Annotated in this window: 4 protein-coding genes and 1 pseudogene; 2 read left to right on the forward strand and 3 right to left on the reverse strand. The window is 67.2% G+C overall.

The features are described from left to right. Positions 1-267 precede the first annotated feature (267 nt). Positions 268-3,303 (reverse strand): Tn3 family transposase, encoded by a 3,036-nt coding sequence (locus tag FGW31_RS34765; protein ID WP_142197590.1) that lies wholly within the window; start codon positions 3,301-3,303, stop codon positions 268-270. Positions 3,304-4,583: 1,280 nt separating this feature from the next. Between FGW31_RS34765 and FGW31_RS34775 the strand changes: the two genes are divergently transcribed. Beyond that, positions 4,584-5,036 (forward strand): MarR family transcriptional regulator, encoded by a 453-nt coding sequence (locus FGW31_RS34775; RefSeq protein ID WP_142197591.1) that lies wholly within the window; start codon positions 4,584-4,586, stop codon positions 5,034-5,036. Next, entirely contained in the window at positions 5,033-5,344 is a 312-nt protein-coding gene (locus FGW31_RS34780; protein ID WP_142197592.1) for a replication initiation protein, RepL2, read from the forward strand. The genes FGW31_RS34775 and FGW31_RS34780 overlap by 4 nt, the downstream gene beginning before the upstream one ends. A 462-nt stretch (positions 5,345-5,806) precedes the next feature. On the opposite strand, the gene FGW31_RS36335 is transcribed toward FGW31_RS34780, so the two are convergent. Together FGW31_RS36335 and FGW31_RS34790 are read right to left on the reverse strand one after the other, a co-directional pair. Beyond that, positions 5,807-5,965, reverse strand: a complete 159-nt coding sequence (locus FGW31_RS36335) for an excalibur calcium-binding domain-containing protein (protein ID WP_233452638.1) — start codon at positions 5,963-5,965, stop codon at positions 5,807-5,809. After that, positions 5,962-6,619 (reverse strand): annotated as a pseudogene (locus tag FGW31_RS34790) (IS5 family transposase); the annotation flags it as partial. The gene FGW31_RS36335 and the pseudogene FGW31_RS34790, both read right to left, overlap by 4 nt.

The raw sequence follows: 6,619 nt of genomic DNA on the forward strand, positions 1-6,619 counted from the left end.
ACCCCCTGACAAGCCGCTGGAGCCTGGTGGGTTCTCGGGCGGTGTCTGGACCAGAAGTCGGGGATGAGTCTCCGTGGGTGGGATCTGCACCAGAGAGCTGGGGCAGAGGCGGGCGCGGCCCCACCTGGCGAACCCTTAAACGAACACGACGCTCAGACACTTGACCTCACAATCTCGTCCCGGCAGCACAGCCTGGTCCACCACTGTATTGAAGACCAGGGCCTGTGCGATGTGCCTCCATCCACGACGTCGGCTGAGGTAGCCCGTTCACGCCGGGGTAACGGCCGTCTCGCCGGGCGTGCGTGGTCCGGGGACCGTTGCGTTCCGGGTGAGGTCCAGGTCGAGGCGGCTGTTCATGTCCAACTCGAACCGGCCGTACGGATTGACATGGGTCCAAAACAGCGGGGACAGGGCCCGCCGGTCGGCGTCGGTGAGGGTGTCGGCCCACTTCTCGTCGGCGAGGATCTGCTGCATCAGCAGCGTGTTGACATGCACGAGGGCGGACTGGAGGAGGTGGAGGGCGAGCATGGACACCTCCTGGGATTCTTTGTCCTGTCCGGCCAGGTCGCCGTCCTTGCCGTAGAAGAGGTCCTTGTTCGCGCTGTTCCAGTTCTCCACCACCTGGAGCCCTTCGTTAATCTCCTGGCGCAGCTCGACGTCGGCGAGGTAGTCGCACACGAACGCCGTCCGTACGGCCCGCCCGAGTTCCTCGATCGCCTGGTAGGTGGGGTGCTTGGGGCCGCCGCGGGTGAAGCGGCGCAGGACCTGCTCGGCCTCGGCGGTGCCCAGGCGCAGGGCGGTGGTGTACTTCACGATCTGGTCGTACTGCTGGCGGATCAGATCCCAGTTGATCGTCTTGGTGGACAGCACCGGCGCCAGGTGCGGCCAGGCGTCGTCCTCTCCGGCCGCCGGCCGGTACAGCCGCGCGGAGCCGATGTTCTTCAGCCGGGGCATCAGCTTGAAGTCCAGCATGTGCGCGAAGGCGAACCCGACGATCGATGCGCCGTGGGTGTCGGTGTACTGCCGGTCGACGTCCATGTCGGTGCAGTGCCGCAGCACGCCCTCGATCATCGAGGCGACCTCGGAGGCCGAACAGCTCTTGAGCTGGGAGTAGATGCACACCGACTTCCGCTCGACGTGCCAGTAGATCATCACGCCGGGGCCGCGGTAGCGCTGGTGCCACTCGGTCATCAGGTTCGAGGACCAGGCGCCGAACTTGCGGCTGTCGGACGCGCACGCGGTGCCGGTGCCCCACCACATCTCGTCCCGGGCGGCGAAGGTGGCGTTGACCAGCTTCACCAGCGCGGCGCGCATGTTGGCACGGTTGACGAACAGGTGCCGCACCCGCCGCAGCGTCGCCTCGGACTCGCCGTGCTTGCCGGTCACCGCGACCCGCTTGATGCCCATGTTGGTGCCCAGTCCGAACAGCACGAGCAGCAGGCGGCGCCGCAGCACGTCCCTGGACAGGTTCTCGCGGGTGGCCACCGAGGTGAACTCGGCGATGAAGTCCGTGTCGAACTCGGCGTACTTCAGGATGTCCAGCAGGTCGATGGTGCCCCACCGACGCTCGATCTCCGCCTTGATGACGACCAGGGACTCCGGCTCGTCCTGCTTGCCGCGCGGGGAAACCCGAATCCACGGCTCGCCGTGCTTCTTGACGATCGCCACCCCACCCGTCGTGCCCTCCGCCAGAGCCTGCTCGAAGCGGTCCAGCGACGTGCGCAGCCTGCCCTGCAGCGCGGCGATGAACTCCCCGGCGTCCTGCGGCTGACCGAGCGCGGCGTAGTGCACGTCCCGGTTGTCCTCGAAGTCAGCCGGCAGGTCGTCCTCCGGGTTTCGCCACCGGTTCGCGCCGACCACCCAGATCTCCCGCCGCCGCAACGCGTCGCGCAGCGCCACCAGCACGCACAGCTCGTACGGGATCCGCTCAACACGGCCCTTGTCGTCGACGACAGCCGCCCGCCACTGCTCGGGCACCACGTCGTCGAGCGGCACCGTCTCCGCCGCGTCGAAGAACGCGCCCTCCTTGAGCGGCTGCTCCAGATACCGCTTGAGCAGGTCGATCGCGTCCATCACCGGCCGGTAGGCGGTGTTGTTGCACTTCAGCTCCAACGCCTTCAGCAGCGGCGCGAGCATCCGCCGCCAGTGCGCCGAGTACGACGACCGCAGCACCGTACGCACCCGCGCCTTGTAGCGGGCCTCGTTCGCCGCGGCCTCCGCCGCCAGCGCCTTGAGCGTCTTCTCCCCGCCGACCACCGGGAAGATCACCCGCCGCACGATGCCGGACGGCTCCGACAACGCCGCCTCCGCGACCCGCAACAGCATCGCCTCCTTGCCGCGGACCTTCTTCAGCTCCGCCCCCAGCTCCTTGTCGACCCGCCGCTCCGCCCGTGTGTTGATCTTCAGCACGAGCTGGATGAACAGGTCCACCAGCGAGTCAGTGATCTCCGTCTGCCGCACATGGCACAGCGTGGACAGCAGCGTCAGGCGCCGCGGCGGCTTCATCCGCTCCAGGTTCGCCGGGTACTCCTTCGATGCCCGCGCCCGCCAGGCATCGACCAGCTTCTCCGACACGTCCGCGAACAGGTCCGCGGGCAGCTCCAGGCGCCGCACTCGCTCCAGCTTGTTCACCTCGGCCAGCAAGCTCTCCAGGCCCGGGGCGCCCGGATCCGTCTTCAGCTCGGCGAAGTGCGAGCGCCCACCGCCCGCCACGGCGCCGCCGTTCGCCGCCGCGTCCTGGCCGCCGTCATCGCCTGCGACCAGGTCTTCCAGGCGTGAGCGGGTCGCGTGGCTGAGCCGGTCCAGCGTGCTGCGGCAAAACCGCTTCTCGAAGTCCTTGACCGCCTTGCCGACCAACCGCCGCACCTGCCCCGGCGCCGGCGGTTCGATGTGGTCGTTTCGGCACCGCGCCACCACCGCGGCGGCGAGCCGGTCACGGGACAGCTCCACCGGGCACAGCTCGGTCGCCAGCCATGCAGCCAACCGGTCCTGGTCCTCCTCGGTGTTCGCCCGGAACCCGTACGCCGCCCGGATCTCCGCCCGGTGTCGCTGGATCGCCTTGCCCTGCCAGCCGTAGTCGGCCCATGCGGCCGCGGGGACCTTCACCTGCTGGGCCACGTACTCCACCGCGGCGGCCGGGACCTCCCGGGCCGCCTCCGGAAACCGGGCCTCCACCTCGAAGAACTTCAGCAGCAGCGCGAACCCGAGCCGAGTCGCCCCCGATTTGTTCCGCACCCGCTTCATGTCGTCTTCGAGCAGCGTCCAGACCTCGATCAGGTCCTCCGGCTCCCAGTCTTGCCGCACCCGCCCCGCCCCCCGCCGACGTCACTCGTTCAGCTCAACGAGACGACCGGCGACGGGAAACGAACTCCACGACGGTCACGCAGCGCTACATGTCCGATCGCCGTAGCAATACGAGAACAGGGCCTTCTTGACGAGCCGGGATCGTAAGGGTGCGACGGGTTCGCCTTATGGTTCGCAAGCCGATTACCGAGGCGACGCTTGACTTGGTAGCCCCCTGAGATGTCTCAGAGCCTCTGCCCCCGCGCCATGATCCCCCGTTTGGACGCCCGTCGAGCACGGCTTTGCCACCCCTAGAACTGGCGCGTCCTCGACAAGGTTCACACCAACCCTGCCTGGGCGACCGCCTTGGCCGGAGCCTTGCTTGTCCTCATGAACCTCGCATTCGCCCGATGACCGACGATCCTCGACAACGCCACCTGCTGGCGACCAGCGCGAGCATGGCGATGCCCGCGCACACCAGCCCTGTGACCAGCAACTTCAGCTCGCACCCCCGAAAGTTCTTCGAGGTGCTCACCGACAGAAACGGCCCACGAACCTCCTGGGACCGCTCTCCGCGCCTACGTGTCGGTGCATCCTCGGCCCTGGGGGCCTCCGGTGCACCGACGGGGGCCTCAAGGGCGTGCGCGACTGCGGCTCGTGGGGGTTGTCAATGAATTGCGTGGCTGGGGCCAGCGTGGGCTGATGGAGGCATACGTGGCGGGTGATTTACCGACCGCGGGCGCGTCGTGGCGTGCTTTCGTCGGCTGAGGATGGGGGAGGGGAGCCAGGTTTTTCGTCGCCAGGTCGTAGGTGGGTGCCGCTGTGAACGCTTCGTGGGGCGGTGCTGCGAGGTAGCTCGCGCGACCGCTTGATGTAGCACGGAGTGTGGGAGGTGCCCCCGCAGGTAAGAGCTTGTGTTGCTGTAAGAGAGGGCGCGCAAAGAAAGGGCGACCTGACCTGCGGAAACACCCTTCCGCACACGGTTCTGCCGATCTGGCAGCCGGTCCTGAGCATCGTGCACCCGGTTCCTGAGGGCGGGACGAGCAGTTCTGGGAGCCGTTGTGCCCATGCTTCAGGAACCGTGACCACGACTGTAGGACCTGATCAGATTGACGCTACGTACATGAGTAGGCGCTGCTTCTGGACGGGACGGCCTTGGGTGCAGATCGATGTCGGGTGGAGAGACACGCCCTGGAAGCGGACTTCATGGACTCCGCGCTCATGTACGTTAAGTTCATCGAGTCGGCCCTGAGGGTCGCCGCTCATCGACGTTGAGGCAATGTCCGGTCAGGGAGGGCCTGTTGGCAGCAGTACGCAGACTGGTCGATGCCGACACTGGCGAGGCCATCCCATATGCGCCCTACGCCTTCTCGGGCGAGCACATCCAGGTGGACAAGGCCAGAGTCGAAGCGATCACCGAGAGCAAGGAATTCACCCCGAGCCAGAAGTACATGGTGTTGTGGTGGATCGGAGTCTCTCCCCAGGGCATGGCGCCCCTGCGGGCGACCGGCGCGGACATTGCCAAGAAGGTCGGGATGACTGCTGATGCCGTCGGTAAGATCAACCGGAAGCTGCTCAAACGGCGCATCCTGATTGAGCGTGGGCGTATCGGCAACTACAGGCTCTATCGCATCAGCCCGTACATCGCTTTCCACGGGACCGGCATCGAGCAGCGGGAAGCGATCAAGACATGCAACCCGCCGGATATCCCTGGTTTTGACAACACGACCCCTTCGCTGTGGGAGGTCCAGTGAACAACGACGACAAGCGCAAGCTCCTGGACGTCCTGCACCGCACGGCCGGCATGACCGCCAATCAGCGCTTGGTCGTCATGCTCTATGCGATGCACCCTACCGACCGTGCTGGTGCCGTCATTGAGACCGGCGCCAACCTCGCCAAGCTCGTCGGGATGTCGCCTACCGTCTTCTCCCGTACCCGGCGCCAGGTTGTCGAAGCTGGATGGCTCGAAGAGAGTGAGCGGCTCGCGCACATCAGCTACTACCGGCTGAGCGAGAAGAGCACGGGCGAGGACGTCGTCGTTCCGCTGCGTCGCGCGACCTGAGTAGCGTTGCCAGGCTAGAACTCATGTACGTGAGGTCAATGAGCACCGGTCCCTGGACCGTGCTCATTGACCTCACGTACATGACGGGCCTCCGGACGCGAAGAACCACCGGACGCCCCAGTTGCCCGTTCCTCCCTGAAACGGCCGCCTCCCCGGCGCGCCAGCGGCGGATGCGGTCCAGGACAGCAGTCGTAGGTGCCGGGCGCCGAGCAGCCGCATACGAGCACGGCGACAAACCCGACGACCGGCTCAGTCCACGACCAAACGATGTCCCTGCTCATCGGCACGGGCCTTTGGCCACGCACTGCGCACTCCAAAGACCAGCCCTGGTAGAAAGGCGACAGGGTAGTGAAGGGACAGGAGCGGGCCGGGATGCACGGTGCCGCCGCAGCCCACGGCCAGCTCATGCCACACTGGCTGAGGGCCCGCCGTGCATCCCCCGTCGCGGCGGGCCCTTCTTTGTCAGCCCCAGTCGCAGTCGATGCCGTCGTTATCGCGGTCGAGGTGTGAGCCGTACGCGGGATCACCACGCCGTACTTGGTGCAGCGCCAGCGCCCTGGTCGTCGGCTCACCTCCGCTCGCGCGGAGGAGGCCCGCTGTAGGCGGTTTCGTTTGGATCATCGGGTGGACCAGAGGAAGATGCCTGCGATGTGGAGTCCGGCCAAGTAGATGGTGGCGGTCTTCTCGTAGCGGGTGGCGATGCCGCGCCACTGCTTGAGGCGGTTGATGCACCGTTCGACGGTGTTGCGTTGCTTGTATGCCTCCCGGTCGAAGGCCGGTGGTCTGCCGCCGGCCTGTCCGCGCCGTTTCCGTTTGGCCTGCTGGTCGGCCCGTTCCGGGATCACCACGCGGATGCCGCGTTTGCGCAGGTGGTCACGGATCTCGCGGGAGGAGTACGCCTTGTCGGCCAGGACCAGGTCCGGCCTGGTGCGAGGCCGTCCACGAGGTCGGGGAACGCGCGAGCGGGCCATGACGTCCGTGAAGGCGGGAGCGTCGCCGGCTTGGCCGGCGGTGAGAACGAACGCGAGTGGTCGGCACCGGCCGTCGGCCACGAGGTGGATGTTCGTGGTCAGTCCGCCGCGGGATCGGCCGATGGCATGGTCACCCGGCTCGCCGGCCGGGGCCCCTTTTTGCGGGCCCCCGCCGCATGCTGGTGAGCCCGCACGATCGTGGAGTCCACCGAGACGGCCCAGTCCAGGTCCTCGTCCGCGTCGGCCTGGGCGACCAGGGCGGTGAACACCCGCTCCCAGGTGCCGTCGACGGCCCACATCCGCA

The sequence above is a fragment of the Streptomyces calvus genome, assembly GCF_006782915.1.
Classification (GTDB): domain Bacteria; phylum Actinomycetota; class Actinomycetes; order Streptomycetales; family Streptomycetaceae; genus Streptomyces; species Streptomyces calvus.

Bases quoted from the DNA above. Each gene is read 5' to 3' on its own strand.
- FGW31_RS36335 (WP_233452638.1), bottom strand. From the start codon at position 5,965: ATGATCCAAACGAAACCGCCTACAGCGGGCCTCCTCCGCGCGAGCGGA.